This window comes from Pseudomonas sp. MIS38 (genome assembly GCF_019891575.1).
GTDB lineage: Bacteria > Pseudomonadota > Gammaproteobacteria > Pseudomonadales > Pseudomonadaceae > Aquipseudomonas > Aquipseudomonas putida_A.
Genome location: NZ_JAFLXF010000002.1, coordinates 103,700 through 119,718, shown reverse-complemented (window position 1 = coordinate 119,718; position 16,019 = coordinate 103,700). Strand labels below are relative to the sequence as shown.

Sequence of the window (16,019 nt, the reverse complement as noted above, 5' to 3'; positions counted from 1 at the left end):
CGGGAAATACACGACCGTTTGCACAGTGCTTTTCCAGCGACATGAAAAAGGCCCCGGGATCGTGCGCAAGACACGAAACCGGGGCCTTTTGCCGTGCGTCAGAACAGGAAGTAGCGCTGGGCCATCGGCAGGGTCTCGGCCGGTTCACACCACAGCAGCACGCCGTCGGCCTTGACCTGATAGGTCTGCGGGTCGACGTCGATGTTCGGCAGGTAATCGTTGTGGATCAGGTCGGTTTTCTGCACCTCGCGGCAGCCTTTGACCACGCCGATTTTCTTCTTCAGTCCCAGTGCCTCGGGCAACCCGGCCTCCTGCGCGGCCTGACTGATGAACGTCAGGCTGGTGGCGTGCAGCGAGCCGCCGTAACTGGCGAACATCGGGCGGTAGTGCACCGGTTGCGGGGTTGGAATCGACGCGTTGGCGTCGCCCATCAGACTGGCGGCGATGGCGCCGCCCTTGAGGATCAGCGTCGGTTTCACACCGAAAAACGCCGGACGCCAGAGCACCAGGTCGGCCCATTTGCCAACTTCGATCGAACCCACTTCATGGCTGATGCCATGGGTGATCGCCGGGTTGATCGTGTACTTGGCGATGTAGCGCTTGGCGCGGAAGTTGTCGTTGCCTTCGCCGTCCTGCGGCAGCGGGCCGCGCTGCTTTTTCATCTTGTCGGCAGTCTGCCAGGTGCGTGTGATGACTTCGCCGACGCGGCCCATGGCCTGGCTGTCGGAGCTGATCATCGAGAATGCGCCGAGATCGTGGAGGATGTCTTCGGCGGCGATGGTTTCGCGGCGGATACGGCTTTCGGCGAACGCCACGTCTTCGGCGATGCTCGGGTCGAGGTGGTGGCAGACCATCAGCATGTCGAGGTGTTCGTCGATGGTGTTGCGGGTGAACGGCCGGGTCGGGTTGGTCGAGCTCGGCAGCACGTTAGGAAAACCGCAGGCCTTGATGATGTCCGGCGCATGACCGCCGCCGGCACCTTCGGTGTGATAGGTGTGAATGGTGCGGCCCTTGAACGCGCCGAGGGTGGTTTCGACGAAACCCGATTCGTTGAGGGTGTCGGTGTGGATCGCCACCTGCACGTCGTACTGGTCGGCGACGCTCAGGCAGTTGTCGATGCTCGCCGGGGTGGTACCCCAGTCTTCGTGCAGTTTGAGGCCGATGGCGCCGGCCTTGACCTGCTCGATCAGCGGCTCCGGCAGGCTGGCGTTGCCCTTGCCGGTGAGGCCGATGTTCATCGGGAACGCGTCGGCGGCCTGCAGCATGCGCGCCAGGTGCCACGGGCCAGAGGTGCAGGTGGTGGCGTTGGTGCCGGTGGCAGGCCCGGTGCCGCCGCCGATCATGGTGGTGACGCCGCTCATCAGCGCTTCTTCGATCTGCTGCGGGCAGATGAAGTGGATGTGCGTGTCGATGCCGCCGGCAGTGAGGATCATGCCTTCACCGGCGATCACCTCGGTGCTGGCGCCGATGGCGATGGTCACGTTGGGCTGTACGTCCGGGTTACCGGCCTTGCCGATCGCGGCGATCCGCCCGTCCTTGAGGCCGACGTCGGCTTTGACGATGCCCCAGTGGTCGATGATCAACGCGTTGGTGATCAGCGTGTCGACCACTTCGGCGGCGAGCAGTTGGCTCTGGCCCTGGCCGTCGCGGATGACTTTGCCGCCGCCGAATTTGACTTCTTCGCCGTAGGTGGTGAAGTCCTTTTCGACTTCGATCCACAACTCGGTGTCCGCCAGGCGCACCTTGTCGCCGACGGTGGGGCCGAACATGTCGGCGTAGGCTTGTCTGGAAATCTTCATGTGTTCGCCTTGGAATTCAATGGTCTTTGAGGCTGTTCGCTGCGCTCACAGATTCGCGAGCAAGCCCGCTCCCACAATTGACCGCATTTCAACTGAAGGAACGCGGTCGAATGTGGGAGCGGGCTTGCTCGCGAAGGGGCCAGAGCAGACACCGCATTACTTAGAGATCACCCATGACCCGCCCGGCAAAGCCGAACACCCGCCGATGCCCGGCGTACTCCACCAACTCGACCTCGCGGCTCTGCCCCGGCTCGAAGCGCACCGCGGTGCCGGCCGGGATATTCAGGCGCATGCCACGGCTGGCCGCGCGATCAAAGGTCAGCGCGTCGTTGGTTTCGAAAAAGTGATAGTGCGAACCGACCTGGATCGGTCGGTCGCCGCTGTTGGCGACTTTCAGGCTGAGGGTGCGGCGGCCGACATTCAGTTCGATGTCGCCGGGCTGGATCTGGTACTGGCCGGGAATCATGGCCGGGCTCCTTGCAGAATCTTGTAGTAGAGGGCGGTCGGGCGATACGTACCGTGCGGGTCGCAGGCGTAGTCGGGAATTTCGCCGGCACGGGTGTAACCCAGGGCCTTGTAGAAATCTTCGGCGGGGGAGCCGGCCTCGGTGTCGAGGTAGAGCATGCCGCGCTTGTGCTTGGCCGCTTCGAGCTCCAGCGCATTCATCAACTGCTGGCCGAGGCCACGGCGGCGCGCCTGTTCACGCACCAGCAGCTTCTGCACTTCGGCGCGATTGAGGCCGTTGGCCTTCTGGCACAGGCCCAACTGCACGCTGGCCTGCACCTCTTCATCCTTGACCACCACCCAGAGCAACACGCTGCCCTTGTTCACTTGTTGCTGCACTTCATCGAAATAGGCGCGGGCCTGCGCGGCATCGAGATCGGCCATGAAACCGACGCTGGCGCCATAACCCACGGCGTCGAGCAGCAGATCAATCAGGCCCTGACGATAGTGCGCAAAACTTTCCGCATTGACGCGTCGCAGTTGGGCGGGGTTCATCGCGTGTCACTCCTTGTTGGCGACCGGCGGCTGGGCGCCAGGATTGAGGGTCAGTTGCATGAAGGTCAGATCGAGCCAGCGACCGAACTTGGTGCCGACTTGCGGCATTTGTCCGGTGATGCTGAAACCGGCGCGTTCATGCAGACGAATGGAAGCGGCGTTGCCACTTTCGATGGCGGCGACCATCACATGCTTGTCGCAGGCTTTGGCCCGCTCGATCAGCACGCTCATCAATTGCGGGCCAAGGCCATTGCCGCGCTGGTCGCTACGGACATAGACCGAGTGCTCGACGGTATGGCGGAAACCGTCGAACGGCCGCCAGTCGCCAAAGGAAGCGTAGCCGAGCACAACGTTGTCGGCGTCGACGATCACCAGAATCGGGTAGGCCTGGGCCTGACGGGCGCTGAACCACGCCTGGCGGTTGCCGAGGTCGACCGCCGATTCGTTCCAGATCGCCGTGGTGTTGAGCACCGCGTCGTTGTAGATGTCGCGGATTGCAGGGAGGTCGGCGTGCAGGGCATCGCGAATGGTGTAGGTCATGGCGCGGCCTCAGACGATCGGTTGGTGGACGGTGACCAGTTTGGTGCCGTCGGGAAACGTCGCTTCGACCTGGATCTCCGGGATCATTTCCGGGATGCCTTCCATCACCTGTTCACGGCTGAGCAGGGTGGTGCCGAAGTGCATCAGCTCGGCCACGGTCTGGCCATCACGGGCGCCTTCGAGCAGGGCGGCGGAGATATAGGCCATGGCTTCCGGGTAGTTGAGCTTCACACCTCGGGCCAGTCGGCGTTCGGCGACGAGGCCGGCGGTGAAGATCAACAGCTTGTCTTTTTCGCGTGGGGTCAGGTCCATTGCGGGTATCCATCAGGGCAGATTGAAAAATGTGCACAAATCTCCTGTGGGAGCGGGCTTGCTCGCGAAAGCGGTAGGTCAGCCAGCATCTGTGTGAATGACACATCGCCTTCGCGAGCAAGCCCGCTCCCACAGTTGGATTGCATTTCAGGTGTTCCAGATTCGCGGGGGCTGGGCTTCACGGCCTAGCAGAACCGGGCGTAACAAACGCCATAAATCGATGAGCCAGGCACGGGCGAGCAGTGCCTCTGACGCCAAACACCGAGCCACCAACAGGCCGGGCAACTGGGTCAGATCGCCGCGCACTGCATGCCCCAGCGAACGACAGCGCTCCAGCAATTCGGCATCGATTTCACCGGTCACCAGCAGCGTCGCAAACACCGGATGGCCATCCAGGCCGATCGGCGAATCGAGCAAGCCGTCACCGCCAGTAATCCTCTGACGCTCGTGCCAGAGCAATCGCCCGTCACGGCGGATATCCAGATGCGCTTGAAAGTGTCCGAGGTCGAAGCGCTCGCTACTGGCCGGTCGGCCCAGCGCCACCACGTCCCAGTAGAACAACCGCGCATCGCCTTCAAGCTCGATCGAGGTGGTGAGTTCAGCCTGAGCGGCGCTGTAGACGATGGTTTCCTGCGGCAGCCATTCCAGCGTCGCGCCGGCCGCGACTTTCAGATCGATTTGCTGATACGCCGGCCCCGCTGCGCGATACCACTTGGCCGCGCCGGGGCTGGTGATCTGCGCCCAGGCGTCCCGTTCGACGCGGGCGCTGATGTTCAGCCGGTCACCCCCGGCGATCCCGCCCGGCGGGTGGACGATGATGTGCTGGCAGACCTCGGGGCCTTCGGCATACAGGTGCTTTTGCACGCGCAGCGGGCCGAGATGCCGGCGCTGAACCGGGCGCGTGCAGTCGCCGAAGCGGGCGTAGGCCAGCTCCAGCTCGGCATGCCAGCTCGGGGTAAACAGGGCAGTGGGAAGCGCTAGATTCATGGTTTGTAATTATCGTTAGGAAGCTACAGATTAAATTGTTACCAGACCTCGTACACCCTCGGCCTCCATATTTTCGCCGCGCCCCTGTTGCACGATCTCGCCCCGGGACATCACCAGGTACTGATCGGCCAGCTCCGCAGCGAAATCGTAGAACTGCTCCACCAGCAAAATCGCCATGTCGCCACGCGCCGCGAGTTTTTTGATCACCGCGCCGATCTCCTTGATCACCGAGGGCTGGATGCCTTCGGTGGGCTCGTCGAGGATCAGCAAACGCGGACGACTGGCCAGGGCGCGACCGATAGCCAGCTGCTGTTGCTGACCGCCGGACAGGTCACCGCCGCGGCGCTGCTTCATTTGTAGCAGCACCGGGAACAATTCGTAGATGAAACCTGGTACTTCTTTCGCTTCACTGCCGGGAAACCGTGACAGGCCCATCAGCAGATTCTCCTCCACGGTGAGCCGGCCGAAGATTTCCCGGCCCTGTGGCACATAGGCGATCCCGGCGTGTACCCGCTGGTGCGGCTTGAACGTGGTAATCGGTTGGCCTTCCCAGTTCACCACACCTTCCTTGGCCGGCAACAGGCCCATCAGGCATTTGAGCAGGGTGGTCTTGCCCACGCCGTTGCGCCCGAGCAGGCAGGTGACTTCGCCGACTTTTACGTCGAATGAGAGGCCACGGAGGATGTGGCTACCGCCGTAGTACTGGTGCAACTTGTCGACTTGCAGCATTCTCAAAATCTCCTCAAATCCCCCTGTGGGAGCGGGCTTGCTCGCGAATGCGGTGGATCAGTCGCCATCAACTTGAATGGCACACCGCATTCGCGAGCAAGCCCGCTCCCACATTGGAAAGGTGTTTGCAGTTCAACGGCCGAGATAGACCTCGATCACCCGCTCGTTTTCCTGCACCTGCTCCAGCGACCCTTCCGCCAGCACGCTGCCCTGATGCAGCACCGTCACGTGGTCGGCAATCGAGCCGACGAAGCCCATGTCGTGCTCCACCACCATCAGCGAATGCTTGCCGGCCAGCGATTTGAACAGCTCGGCGGTGAATTCGGTTTCGGCATCGGTCATGCCCGCCACCGGTTCGTCGAGCAGCAACAGTTGCGGGTCTTGCATCAGCAACATGCCGATCTCCAGAAACTGCTTCTGGCCGTGTGACAGCAAGCCCGCCGGGCGATTGACCGAGGTGGTCAGGCGGATGGTCTCCAGCACTTCGCTGATGCGATCGCGCTGCTCGCCGCTCAGGCGTGCGCGCAAACTGGCCCACACCGACTTGTCGGTCTTCTGCGCCAGCTCCAGATTCTCGAACACGCTGAGCGCTTCGAACACTGTCGGTTTCTGGAACTTGCGGCCGATCCCGGCCTGGGCGATCTGCACTTCGCTCATCTGCGTCAGATCGAGGGTTTCGCCGAACCACGCCTTGCCGTGGCTGGGGCGAGTCTTGCCGGTGATGACGTCCATCAGCGTAGTCTTGCCTGCGCCATTGGGGCCGATGATGCAGCGCAGTTCGCCGACACCGATGTACAGGTTCAGATTGTTCAGCGCACGGAAGCCGTCGAAGCTGACGCTGATGTCTTCCAGGGTCAGGATCGTGCCGTGGCGGGTGTCGAGGCCCGGGCCGACGCGTTGGCCGAGGCCGATCGAGTCACGGCTGGTGCCTTCGTCCTTGTTCGGTTCCACGGGGAAGAACGCCGGTTCGAGCATGAATTCAGCACTCGCAGTGACTCTCATTGTTCACCTCGTTTCTTCAGCAGGCCGATCACGCCTTTGGGCAGATACAACGTCACGACGATGAACAGCGCGCCGAGGAAGAACAGCCAGTATTCGGGGAAAGCCACGGTGAACCAGCTCTTCATGCCGTTGACCACACCGGCACCGAGCAACGGCCCGATCAGCGTGCCGCGACCGCCGAGGGCGACCCACACTGCCGCTTCGATGGAGTTGGTCGGCGACATTTCGCTGGGGTTGATGATCCCCACCTGCGGTACATACAACGCCCCGGCCAGACCGCACAGCACCGCGCTCAAGACCCAGACGAACAGCTTGAAGCCGCGCGGGTCGTAGCCGCAGAACATCAGGCGGTTTTCCGCATCGCGCAGCGCGGTCAGCACCCGGCCGAACTTGCTCTGCGCCAGACGCCAGCCGATGAACAGACTCGCCACCAGCAGCAACACGGTCGCCAGAAACAGCACCGCGCGGGTGCCCGGCTCAGTGATGCCGAAACCGAGAATCGTGCGGAAATTGGTGAAACCGTTGTTGCCGCCGAAGCCGGTCTCGTTGCGAAAAAACAGGAGCATCCCGGCGAAGGTCAGGGCCTGGGTCATGATCGAGAAATACACACCCTTGATCCGCGAACGGAAGGCGAAGAAGCCGAACACCAGCGCCAGCAGACCCGGTGCCAGCACCACCAGACACATCGACCAGATAAAACTGCTGGTGCCGCTCCAGTACCACGGCAGGTCGGTCCACGACAGAAAGGTCATGAACGCCGGCAAACCATCACCGGCGGCCTGACGCATCAGGTACATGCCCATCGCATAACCGCCGAGGGCGAAGAACAGGCCGTGGCCCAGCGACAGCAGCCCGGCGTAGCCCCAGACCAGATCCAGCGCCAGAGCGACGATCGCGTAGCAGAGGATTTTGCCGACCAGCGTCAGGGTGTAGGCCGAGACATGCAGCGCGCTGTCCGGTGCCAACAGCGAAAGCAGCGGCAGGGCGATCAGCAGCGCGAGGATCACCGCGCCGATGGCAAGGGTGACTTTCGGCCCGGCTTTTTGCGTGGCCGTGACAAGTAGAGGCTGGTTCATCAGTCGATCACCCGTCCTTTCAGTGCGAAGAGGCCTTGCGGACGTTTCTGGATGAACAGAATGATCAGCGCGAGGATCAGGATCTTGCCGAGTACCGCACCGATCTGCGGTTCGAGAATCTTGTTGGCGATGCCCAGCCCGAACGCGGCGAGCACGCTGCCGGCGAGTTGCCCGACGCCACCGAGCACCACCACCAGGAATGAGTCGATGATGTAGCTCTGACCCAGATCCGGGCCGACGTTGCCGATCTGGCTCAGCGCCACGCCACCGAGGCCGGCGATGCCCGAGCCGAGGCCGAAGGCGAGCATGTCGACGCGTCCGGTGGGCACGCCGCAGCAGGCAGCCATGTTGCGGTTCTGCGTGACCGCACGGACGTTGAGGCCGAGGCGGGTCTTGTTCAGCAGCAGCCAGGTCAGCACCACCACGAACAAGGCGAAGGCGATGATCACGATGCGGTTGTACGGCAACACCAGATTCGGCAGCACCTGAATCCCGCCGGACAGCCACGCCGGGTTCGCCACCTCGACGTTCTGCGCGCCGAACAGCAGGCGCACCAACTGGATCAGCATCAGGCTGATGCCCCAGGTGGCGAGCAGGGTTTCCAGTGGTCGGCCGTAGAGATGACGAATCACTGTGCGTTCCAGCGCCATGCCGATCGCCGCCGTGACGAAGAACGCCACCGGCAGCGCGATCAGCGGATAGAACTCGATGGCTTGCGGTGCGTAACGCTGGAACATCAGCTGCACCACGTAAGTCGAGTAGGCGCCGAGCATCAGCATCTCGCCATGGGCCATGTTGATCACCCCGAGCAGGCCGAAGGTGATCGCCAGCCCGAGCGCCGCGAGCAGCAGGATCGAGCCGAGGGACATGCCGCTGAACGCCTGACCCAACACTTCGCCGATCAGCAGTTTGCGCTTGACCTGAGCCAGACTGGTTTCGGCGGCGGTGCGCACCCCGGCATCGCTTTCGACGCCGGGCTCGAGCAGGCCTTCGAGGCGGGTGCGGGCCAGCGGATCGCCGGTTTCACCCAGCAGGCGCACGGCGGCCAGACGCACCGCCGGATCGCTGTCGACCAGCTGCAGATTGGCCAGCGCCAGGCTCAGGGCGGCGTGGACGTTCTCGTCTTTTTCGCCAGCCAGCTGCTGGTCGAGGAATTTCAGCTGCGCGGGTTTCGCGCTTTTCTGCAATTGCTGCGCGGCAGTCAGACGGGTTTTGGCATCGGCGGCGAGCAATTGGTGGCTGGCCAACGCGGTGTCGATCAGACCCCGCAGGCGGTTGTTCAGGCGCAGGGTTTTCGGCTGGCCGTCGAGGGTCAATTCGCCTTGTTGCAGGGCGTTGATCAGCTCGACACGCGCCGGCTCGGGCTGCGCGGCCCAGGCTTCCAGCAGTCTGGCTTGCTGCACGGGATTGGCGGCGACGAAGTCTTCGGCGTCACCGGCAAAGGCAGTCATCGGCAACAGCAGTGCGATGGCGAGGATGAAGCGGTAAAGGGTAGTCGGCATAAAGAGTCGCCTTGCGCGGACTAATGGTGGGCACAGTCTTTGTGGCGAGGGGATTCATCCCCGATCGGCTGCGAAGCAGTCGCAAAAACAGTCGCCGCGATTCACAGGTACATCGCGCCTGTAGCATTTGGGGTCGCTTCGCGACCCATCGGGGATGAATCCCCTCACCACAAAATATTGTTCCCACAGGGGGATCGAGTCGGCCTCACGCCAGGCGCGAGGCCGACACCCAATGGCTCAGTTGCTCTTCACCGCATAATCCGGCTTCTTGTCGTTGCCATCGATAAACGGACTCCAAGGCTGGGCGCGGATCGGGCCTTCGGTCTGCCACACGACGTTGAACTGACCGTCGTTCTGGATCTCGCCGATCATCACCGGTTTGTGCAGGTGGTGGTTGGTCTTGTCCATGGTCAGGGTGTAACCGGACGGCGCGGCGAAGGTCTGGCCGGCCAGTGCTTCGCGAACCTTGTCGACGTCGGTGGACTTGGCTTTCTCCACCGCTTGCGCCCACATGTGGATGCCGACGTAAGTGGCTTCCATCGGGTCGTTGGTCACCGCTTTGTCGGCGCCCGGCAGGTTGTGTTTCTTCGCGTAAGCCTTCCAGTCAGCGACGAACTTCTTGTTCACCGGGTTCTCCACGGACTCGAAGTAGTTCCACGCCGCAAGGTTGCCCACCAGCGGTTTGGTGTCGATGCCGCGCAGCTCTTCTTCACCCACCGAGAACGCCACCACCGGTACGTCGGTAGCCTTCAGGCCCTGGTTGGCCAGCTCTTTGTAGAACGGCACGTTGGAGTCGCCGTTGACCGTGGAGATCACAGCAGTCTTGCCGCCGGCGGAGAATTTCTTGATGTTGGCGACGATGGTTTGATAGTCGCTATGACCGAACGGGGTATAGACCTCTTCGATGTCCTTGTCGGCCACGCCTTTGGAATGAAGGAACGAGCGCAGGATCTTGTTGGTGGTGCGCGGGTAGACGTAGTCGGTGCCGAGCAGGAAGAAGCGCTTGGCGCTGCCGCCTTCTTCGCTCATCAGGTATTCAACGGCGGGGATCGCTTGCTGGTTCGGCGCGGCGCCGGTGTAGAACACGTTCGGCGACATCTCTTCGCCTTCGTATTGCACCGGGTAGAACAGCAGGCCGTTGAGTTCTTCGAACACCGGCAGCACCGATTTCCGTGACACCGACGTCCAGCAACCGAACACCACCGCGACCTTGTCCTGGGTCAGCAACTGCCGGCCCTTCTCGGCGAACAGCGGCCAGTTCGACGCAGGGTCGACCACCACCGGTTCGAGCATCTTGCCGTTCACGCCGCCCTTGGCGTTGATCTCGTCGATGGTCATCAGCGCCATGTCTTTGAGCGACGTTTCGGAGATCGCCATGGTCCCGGACAACGAATGCAGAATCCCCACCTTGATGGTCTCGGCGGCCTGGACAGTCCAGGTCATGCCCATCGCGGCAATGGATGCCGTGAGTGTGAAAGCCTTGATCAAACTGCGACGCTTCATTGTGCGATCTCCATGAACGTTAAAGTTTTTTATGGTTGGCAGATGCGGACGACTGAAGGTGTGTTTTGCAAGGGCTGTGCCCGGTCGGGATCGGGCAGGAAAATGTCGGTTTAGAGCGGTTGCGCGCGGGTGGGGTGCACCATGAAGGGACGCGGAGAGAGCGTTGGTGCAAGCGGCCGCGCCAGATTGGGGCGCGATTTCAAGGACAACACTGTCCCCTGTAGGAGTGAGCCTGCTCGCGATAGCGTTCTGTCATCCGCATTGATGTCGAATGTGTCGCCGTCATCGCGAGCAGGCTCACTCCTACAAGTTGATTGTGCTGGATCAGCGGCGGCGCATCAGGCCGATGAAGAACAGACCGCCGATAGCTGCGGTGGCGACGCCGATGGGCAGGTCTTCCGGCGCGATCAGGGTTCGCGCGGCGACATCGACCCACACCAGAAACAGGCTGCCGAGCAGGACGCAGGCCGGCAGCAGTCGGCGGTGTTCGGCACCGACCAGACGCCGGGCAATGTGCGGCACCATCAGCCCGACAAAACCGATCGAGCCGCTGATCGACACCAGCACCCCGGTCATCAAGGACGCGATCACAAACACCCGCAAACGCACCGCGCGGGCATTCAGGCCGAGGGTGACGGCGGTCTGTTCACCGGCCATCAAGGCGTTCAACGGTCGGGCCATGCCCAGCAGCAAACCGAGGCCGAGCAACACACTCAGCGCCGGCACCGTCAGTAGTTCCCAGCGCGCCAGGCCGAGGCCGCCGAGCATCCAGAACATCACCGCCGAGCTGGCGCGATGGTCGCCCATGAACAGCAGCAGGTTGGCGATTGCCATCATCACGAACGACACCGCCACGCCGCACAGCAGCAACCGGTCGCTGTCGAGCCGACCCTGACGGTTGGCAATGCCCAGCACCAGAAACATGCTCAGCAACGCACCGATGAAAGCAGCAATCGGCAAGGTCAGCAGACCGACGATCTCACCTATGTGCAGCACCACGATCACGGCGCCGAGGGTCGCGCCGGAGGTGACGCCGAGCAGGTGCGGATCGGCAAGAGGATTGCGCGTCACCGCTTGCAGCACCGCGCCAATCAACGCCAACCCGGCACCGACCAACGCCCCGAGCAACATGCGCGGCACACGGATCAGCCAGACAATGTGCTCCTGCCCGGCGCTCCAGCTCACCTCGCCGAAACCCAAGGTCTTGTGCAGCAGAATCCGCCACACCACCTCCACCGGCACCCGCGCCGGACCAAAACCGAGCGAGACCACGCACGACACCAGCAACAGGGCACCGAGGGCGATCAGCAACAAGGCGTAGCGACGGTCGATCATTCGCCGTGGAATCCTTTGGCCAGGGTTTCCACCGCCAGCACGTTATCGATCCCCGGCGTGGCCTGCACGTAAGGGATGACGATGAAGCGCTGGTTCTTGATCGCATCGACCGATTGCAGCGCCGGGTTCTTCAGCAGAAATTCGATCTTCTGTTCAGCAGTGATTTCGCTGTAGTCGACGATCACGATCACCTGCGGATTGCGCTCGACCACGGTCTCCCAGTTGACCCTCGTCCAGCTCGCGTCGACGTCGTCGAGAATGTTGCGCCCGCCCGCAGCATCAATCAGCGCCTGCGGCATGCCGAGACGCCCGGAAGTCATGGCGCGGTCTTCACCGCTGTCGTAGAGAAACACCCGCGGCTTGTCGACGGGCAGGTCTTTGCGGATCTCGGCGACCTGATTCTGCATGTCGGCGATCAGTGCGTTGGCGCGATCCTGCACGTCGAAAATCTTCCCCAGATTGCGCAGGTCGTTGTAGGTGTCGTCCAGCGTCGCCGCCGGACGCTTCATCACGAAGGCGCAGGATTCGGTCAGCTCATATACGTTGATGCCCAGCGGTTGCAGGGTCTGCGGCGTGAGGTCGCCACCGACGCGCATGCCGTAATCCCAGCCGGCGAAAAAGAAATCGACGTTGGCGTTGAGCAGGGTTTCCACCGACGGGTATTTCGCGGCCAGCTCCGGCAAGCCGTCGAGCAGCGACTGCATTTCGGGCGTTACTGACTTCCAGCCGCTGACACCGCTGTAGCCGGCCATACGCGATTTGAGGCCGAGGGCGAGCATCATCTGGGTCATGTTGATGTCGTGACTGACCGCGTGTTTCGGCGCTTCGTTGAAGGTCACTTCGCGGTTGCAGCTATGGATGGTCAACGGGTATTTCGTGGCTTCGGCGAAGGCCTGGGCACTGCACAACAAAAGAGCGACACAAAGCAGGGAACGCACAGTCATGGTCGGGTTATCCAGGTGATTCGCGGGTAGCCGTGGAGGGGATGGGAATCGATCAACGCCTCGACGCCGAACACGTCGCGCAGCAGCTCGGTGGTCAGTACCTGTTGCGGCGTGCCGCTGGCGACGATCCGGCCGTGGTTGATCACGTACAGTCGGTCACAGAACGCGGCGGCCAGGTTCAGGTCGTGAATGCTGGCGAGGGTGCCGATCTGCAGACGTTTGACCAGTTGCAGCAGTTCGAGCTGATAACGCGGGTCGAGGTGGTTGGTCGGCTCGTCGAGGATCAGCAGTTGCGGTTGCTGAGTCAGGGCGCGGGCAAGGATCACCCGCTGCTTCTCACCGCCGGACAGGGTGGCGAACGCATGGTCTTCGAAGCCGTCGAGGCCGACGGATTTGAGCGCTTGCGTCGCCAGATTGCGATCTTCCAGCGTGTCGCCATCGAACAGGCCTTTGTGCGGCGTGCGACCCATGGCGACCACTTCTTCGACGGTCAGGCCAAAGGCATCGGGGAATTCCTGCAGGACCACGGCGATGCGCTTTGCGCACCAGCGCGAAGACTGTTTCCACACGTTGTGATGATCGAGTCTGACCTCACCGCTTTCCGGCTGACTGAAGCGATAGGCGCAGCGCAGCAGGCTGGTCTTGCCGCTGCCGTTGGGGCCGATCAGCCCGACAAACTCACCGGCAGCCACCTGCAACGAGGCGTCACGCAGCTGGAACTGGTGATGGCAGTGGCCGTGGCCCAGAGGTGTCCAGGCGAGGTGGGTGAGGGTGAGTGACGTCATAGGGCGTTCGGTGTGTTCTCGATTTCGTGTTTTTTCGGTAGATCCATCCCCCTCACCCCAGCCCTCTCCCCCAGAGGGGGCGAGGGGGAAAGGGAGCCGATCTTCATGCGTTTCAAAACTGAGTTCGACTCGGACTTTCAAGTCGGTGCAACTTGCCCAAACACCTCGGTCAGTTCCCTCTCCCTCCGGGAGAGGGCTAGGGTGAGGGCGCAATCTTCAATCAAAAAGTGTAATCAGCGGTGACGAAGAACGATCTCGGCTCGCCGAGAATCCACTGCTGGCCCGCATTGTATTGGCTTTGTGCGTACTGGCGGTCAAACAGATTGTTCAGCTGTAGACCGAGCGTGGTGTTGCGCAAGGCTTGCCACGACAGCGTCGCATCGACCACGGTGTAACTCGGCAGCTCGTTGCGGTTGGCCATGTCGGCGTAATGCGCATCGACATAACGCACGCCGGCCCCGGCCTTCAGATCATCACTGAGGTTTTTGTTCAGCCACAGATTGGCGGTGCGCTGTGGTACATCCACCGGGCGATTGCCGTTGTACGACAGGGTTTGCCCGTCGACCACTTCGGAGAAGTCATCGTACTTGGCCTTCACAACCGCCGCGTTGGCCTGCAATTGCCAGGCGTGCGGCAGTTGCAGATCGAGGCTGGCTTCCAGGCCGTTGGACGATTGCTGGCCGACTTGCTGCTTGAGCGTCGGGTTGCCCGGATCGTCGGTCAGCAGTTTCTTTTTGACGATGCGATAGGCCGCCAGGGTGAACTCGCCGCGTTGATCCCAGAGCAACTGCTTCATGCCGACCTCGGTCTGGCGCGCGGTCGACAGGTCGTATTGCTGCTGGCTCGGGCTCAGAGAAATCAAGCCACCGATGCCGTCGGTGCTGGTCGCGACCTGACCGTAGAACGAAGTCTCGGGCGTGAGGGCAAACACCAGTCCGGCCTTCCAGTTGTTGCCGGTCAGGGTCTTGTCGCTCTGGCTGTCGTCGATCAGATTGTTGCGATCCACATGCACATAGTCGCGGCGCACGCCGGTCACCAGCGACCAGCGCTCGCTCAGTTGCGTGCGGTTTTCGGCGAACACTGACATCTGTTTGGTGGTGCTGTCGAACTGGTCGCGGTACGGGTTGGCGCTTTCAAAATAGCCCGGCTGCGGGTGATACAGATCCAAGGGCTGACCGTTGGGCAGCACGTCGTTGAACGGCGAGTTGCTGTTGAGCTGGAAGCGGATGCGGTTGTAATCGACGCCGGTCACGGTCTGGCTGTCGAGGCCGAACAGCGAGTGCTTGAAGGTGAAGGTCTGGCGGTCGCCGACCTGCTCCTGCTGGTGGCCGATGCCGAAGTAGCCACTGCGGCTGAGTTGCTGGCTGTCGCGGTCGAAGTTGTAGTTCTCGGCGTTCTGCCAGCGGCGCTGGGCCTTGAGGTAGTACAGCTCGTTGCTGGCACTGACGGCGTCGTTGATCTGCCAATCCGTGGTCAGGCGCGTCCACTGATCGTTGTAGTGCTGCTGATCGTCACGCACGTTGTAGTTCTTATTGCGCAGACTGTCCTGCAATCGGCCGTTGATCAGTGGCGTGCCGAAGTAGTTCTGCGGGCGCTGATCGCCGTAGTCGTGGGCGAGGGTGAACGCCAGGTCATCAGTGGCTTGCCAGCGCAGCGCCGCGCTGATGAAGTCGCTTGATGAGTCACCGCGATCGATCCAACCGTTGCTGCGCAGACGATTGAGATTGAGCCGATAGCTCAGGGTGTCGCTCAGCGAGCCGCCGCTGTCGAACGCCTGCTGCTGGCTGTCGTAGGAACCGTAGCCGAGGCGCAGGTGATTTTCTATTTCGCCCTCGAACGGCTTCTTCGGAATCACGTTGACCACCGCACCGGTCGCGCCTTCGCCGTACAGCACCGAGGCCGGGCCGCGCAGCACGTCGACGCGCTGCACCGCCCAGGTGTCGACCGGAAAAGTTACGGTGCCCATACCGGTGTACATGCGGTTACCGTCATACAACTGCATCACCGAACTCTGCCCGGTAAAACCGCGTGCCTGCAACGAGGTGCCGCCATCGCCCGGGGTGCCGGTGCGGCTGATGCCGGTGCTGCGTGACACCGCGTCCTGCACGCTGCGATCGCCACGGGCGCGAACCTGCTCGCCGCTGAGGCTTTCGACGCTGGCCGGAGTTTCCATGGCCGTCAGGTTCAGGCGCGAACCAGCGGTGGTCGGCGTGGTCAGGCTGACACTTTCTTCGTCAACCGCAGGCGCGGAGATTGTGCCGGTGGGCAGCGTCAGCGGCTGGCCATCAGCGCTGGCGTTGTTCAGGGCAAGCAGGCAGAGACTGGACAAGAGGTACTTGTTCATCGGGACGGTGAATCACTTCTTCAAAAGACAGCCCGCCACTTTTGGTGGCGGGCAGAGCGGCAATTGTGGGAGCGGGCTTGCTCGCGAAGAGGGCGTGCCAGACACCCTGTTCGTTGAATGATACTCCGCCTTCGCGAGCAAGCCCGCTCCCACAGGAATCTG

15 protein-coding genes are annotated in these 16,019 nt (G+C 62.3%); all 15 read right to left on the bottom strand.

Going from position 1 to position 16,019, the window contains the following annotated elements; translation table 11 throughout:
* Positions 1-98: 98 nt before the first annotated feature.
* Positions 99-1,799, bottom strand: a complete 1,701-nt coding sequence (ureC, locus tag J1G18_RS04115) for an urease subunit alpha (RefSeq protein ID WP_150369550.1) — start codon at positions 1,797-1,799, stop codon at positions 99-101.
* A 160-nt stretch (positions 1,800-1,959) separates the two neighbouring features.
* Positions 1,960-2,265, bottom strand: coding sequence for an urease subunit beta (locus J1G18_RS04110; RefSeq protein WP_098966985.1), 306 nt, complete (start codon positions 2,263-2,265; stop codon positions 1,960-1,962).
* Positions 2,262-2,798 carry a GNAT family N-acetyltransferase gene (locus J1G18_RS04105; RefSeq protein ID WP_027613558.1) on the bottom strand — a complete coding sequence of 179 codons (537 nt, stop codon included), beginning with the start codon at positions 2,796-2,798 and terminating at the stop codon, positions 2,262-2,264. Before J1G18_RS04105 ends, J1G18_RS04110 begins: the two co-directional genes overlap by 4 nt.
* A 6-nt stretch (positions 2,799-2,804) precedes the next feature.
* Complete coding sequence (locus J1G18_RS04100) at positions 2,805-3,338, bottom strand: GNAT family N-acetyltransferase (protein WP_047600616.1); 534 nt, start codon at positions 3,336-3,338, stop codon at positions 2,805-2,807.
* A gap of 9 nt (positions 3,339-3,347) precedes the next feature.
* Positions 3,348-3,650, bottom strand: coding sequence for an urease subunit gamma (gene ureA / locus J1G18_RS04095; RefSeq protein ID WP_007915951.1), 303 nt, complete (start codon positions 3,648-3,650; stop codon positions 3,348-3,350).
* 147 nt (positions 3,651-3,797) lie between these two features.
* Positions 3,798-4,637 carry an urease accessory protein UreD gene (locus tag J1G18_RS04090; protein WP_098966988.1) on the bottom strand — a complete coding sequence of 280 codons (840 nt, stop codon included), beginning with the start codon at positions 4,635-4,637 and terminating at the stop codon, positions 3,798-3,800.
* A gap of 30 nt (positions 4,638-4,667) precedes the next feature.
* Entirely contained in the window at positions 4,668-5,366 is a 699-nt protein-coding gene (gene urtE / locus J1G18_RS04085) for an urea ABC transporter ATP-binding subunit UrtE (protein ID WP_098966990.1), read from the bottom strand.
* A 132-nt stretch (positions 5,367-5,498) separates the two neighbouring features.
* Positions 5,499-6,368: an urea ABC transporter ATP-binding protein UrtD gene (urtD, locus tag J1G18_RS04080; RefSeq protein WP_086794501.1), complete on the bottom strand. Its 870-nt coding sequence runs from the start codon at positions 6,366-6,368 to the stop codon at positions 5,499-5,501.
* Positions 6,365-7,444 (bottom strand): urea ABC transporter permease subunit UrtC, encoded by a 1,080-nt coding sequence (gene urtC, locus J1G18_RS04075; protein WP_223007137.1) that lies wholly within the window; start codon positions 7,442-7,444, stop codon positions 6,365-6,367. The genes urtD and urtC overlap by 4 nt, the downstream gene beginning before the upstream one ends.
* Complete coding sequence (gene urtB / locus J1G18_RS04070) at positions 7,444-8,946, bottom strand: urea ABC transporter permease subunit UrtB (protein WP_027613563.1); 1,503 nt, start codon at positions 8,944-8,946, stop codon at positions 7,444-7,446. Before urtB ends, urtC begins: the two co-directional genes overlap by 1 nt.
* Positions 8,947-9,183: 237 nt before the next feature.
* Complete coding sequence (urtA, locus tag J1G18_RS04065) at positions 9,184-10,449, bottom strand: urea ABC transporter substrate-binding protein (protein ID WP_064585757.1); 1,266 nt, start codon at positions 10,447-10,449, stop codon at positions 9,184-9,186.
* A gap of 324 nt (positions 10,450-10,773) precedes the next feature.
* Positions 10,774-11,784 carry a FecCD family ABC transporter permease gene (locus J1G18_RS04060; RefSeq protein WP_223007136.1) on the bottom strand — a complete coding sequence of 337 codons (1,011 nt, stop codon included), beginning with the start codon at positions 11,782-11,784 and terminating at the stop codon, positions 10,774-10,776.
* On the bottom strand, positions 11,781-12,728 hold the full coding sequence (locus J1G18_RS04055) for an ABC transporter substrate-binding protein (protein WP_223007135.1): 948 nt from the start codon (positions 12,726-12,728) through the stop codon (positions 11,781-11,783). Before J1G18_RS04055 ends, J1G18_RS04060 begins: the two co-directional genes overlap by 4 nt.
* Positions 12,725-13,513, bottom strand: coding sequence for an ABC transporter ATP-binding protein (locus tag J1G18_RS04050; RefSeq protein ID WP_098966999.1), 789 nt, complete (start codon positions 13,511-13,513; stop codon positions 12,725-12,727). Before J1G18_RS04050 ends, J1G18_RS04055 begins: the two co-directional genes overlap by 4 nt.
* Positions 13,514-13,733: 220 nt before the next feature.
* Entirely contained in the window at positions 13,734-15,857 is a 2,124-nt protein-coding gene (locus J1G18_RS04045) for a TonB-dependent receptor (protein ID WP_223007134.1), read from the bottom strand.
* Positions 15,858-16,019: the final 162 nt, after the last annotated feature.